Annotated in this window: 2 protein-coding genes; one reads left to right on the forward strand and one right to left on the reverse strand. The window is 31.9% G+C overall.

Translation table 11 applies throughout. The annotated features are described in order from the left end of the window. Positions 1–210 precede the first annotated feature (210 nt). Positions 211–777: a hypothetical protein gene (locus F6K13_RS29655; RefSeq protein ID WP_124147022.1), complete on the reverse strand. Its 567-nt coding sequence runs from the start codon at positions 775–777 to the stop codon at positions 211–213. A gap of 152 nt (positions 778–929) precedes the next feature. Between F6K13_RS29655 and F6K13_RS29660 the strand changes: the two genes are divergently transcribed. Next, positions 930–2,174 carry a GAF domain-containing protein gene (locus F6K13_RS29660; protein ID WP_287289365.1) on the forward strand — a complete coding sequence of 415 codons (1,245 nt, stop codon included), beginning with the start codon at positions 930–932 and terminating at the stop codon, positions 2,172–2,174. The last annotated feature ends 38 nt before the right edge of the window (positions 2,175–2,212 follow it).

The raw sequence follows: 2,212 nt of genomic DNA on the forward strand, positions 1-2,212 counted from the left end.
TATAAAAATGTTCTATTGAAGCGATATTGAAGGAATATCCCAAATTTCTGCTCCCTTTCCAGTGTTTTCACTTGAATTTACACCTACCATCTACCGCCTAAGAAATTTGTTGGAAACAATTAGACAATATTGAAATAATAGATCAAAAATCAGCTTTTTTTTTATCAGTTAGTTTGACTTATTATTTCACTGTTTGAGTTTGTTTTTAATTTATTCGATCAGAGATTTAGAATCTAACAGCAAACCAGTAGGTTCATCATTATTATCCTCGTATTGAGGAAATAATTCGGAAATTTCTGATTTATATTTCTCCGTTTTATCTTGAATCATGTTATACGCTTTTACTAAAATTTCCGATTGTGCTAATAGTAAATCATGTAAATCTATCAATCTTAAATTGCCATTCGACAACACTATAATTATTGGTTCGTAAATATAATTTTTTGGTCTATTTAGGGCAGTTAGTACTGCAGCATTAATTTGAAAATTTTCAGAAAGAACTAAAGGAGGAGTGCTAAGAAAATCTAACAATTCGCTAACAGGTTGCCTAGAATAAAAGTATTTATTTCCTGGTGATTTCATATACTCTAAGAATCTGACTTGTGAAATCATACCCAACATTTTTGTATTTTTAGTAATGATAACTCCTGGTAATTCTGGTTGTTGTCGAAATTTTTCTGCTACTTTTTTTACTAAAGTAGTAGTATTAACTTGAAAATCGTGGAAGGGTAAGTTTCCAACAGTGGAATAGAGTGTAAGCTGAACTAGGTTGGTCATTGAAAATAATGAAGAATAAGCAGTATGAAAAAATATGCTATGAGAATATGTTAACTTGGATAAATTTACAGTTAGATTAAATAATCTAAAATATAAAAAAAAGCTTAATAATTACATAAGCAATACTCTTTGTCCTGGTCCGGAATATTCTTATGGCCATTTTATCCAAAATCACCGGGGATGCCCAGTTTCCACCTGCAAAACCAAACTTAATTTTACCTTTAAATACCCTTGAGCTTTTAAGTCAGCTATTGCAACAAACAACTCAAGGTTTGAAGACTATATTAATTACGGAAGATATACTTGCCACCACCCAATCTCATAAATTCCCAGACCTAAAATTTACAGTAGTTATTTCAGAGGAGTTTAATGGACTTTTGTGGGGCACAATAGTCAAGGAGTCATCAGATAATCAAAGTCAGAAGACAGAAGACCGACAAAAAGATCATAATTTACAATCTAACTCTTCTACCTTTCCTTTTTCAAGGGAAAATGTGGGAAATTTCAAATTTAATGTAGGTTTAACTTTTGACCCAGAGGCAATCACACTTTTTGTATACCAGATTTTTAATATTATAGAAGAAGATAATAGTAACTCAGCGCTCATCTCTCAAATTAAATCTCAAATAAATAACCTGAAAGTCAATAATCCAAATCTCCAGGATGAATTTACCTTGAAATTACTAAAATTATTGACTTCTAATGAAAATATAGATTCTATTTTAGAGCAAACAAGTAGTCAAACAATCAAGAAAAAAAAATCTTATTCTCAGACATCAAATTTACTATCAATAAATGATTCAATAGTTGGTATTTATGGATTATCAGGACCGGATTCAATACTGAATAATCAACAATATCCATTAGTATGTAAACCTATTGAGCAAGCTCTAAACCAACAGCTAGAACAAGAGATACTTCTGAATCAAGTCACAACTCAAATTCGTCAAAGTTTAGAACTACCAGAAATTTTATCAACGACTGTAGAGCAGGTTCAAAAATTGATTAAAGTTGATAGATTATTAATTTATCAATTTAATTATTCCTTATCATTAACAAATAAAACAAATAATATTACAACAGACAATCAAAGAAAAGGTACTGTTAAATATGAAGCATTAGCATCCGAAAAAATTTCTTCAGTATTAGGTTTAAGTGAAGGAGAAAACTGCTTTTTTCCTCCCCATAACTCGATCGTGAAATATAGTAAAACATTTGTTCGTGCTATAGCTGATACAGAAGTAGTTTATGGTAAATTTCCTTGTTTAGTAGAATTGATGCAACACAGAAGACCACATCAAAGACGCCTACGACCCCCCTCGACTCCTCTTCGCTGCAGCCTACAAAAACCGAAGCGAGGACAAGATCGAAAAGGCTCTGCAAATGGCCAAGGCTGATCCCGACGCCATCTCGTGGGTGTCCGTCAAGGTTTATT

The organism is Okeania sp. SIO2B9, from assembly GCF_010672505.1.
Lineage (GTDB): Bacteria > Cyanobacteriota > Cyanobacteriia > Cyanobacteriales > Microcoleaceae > Okeania > Okeania hirsuta.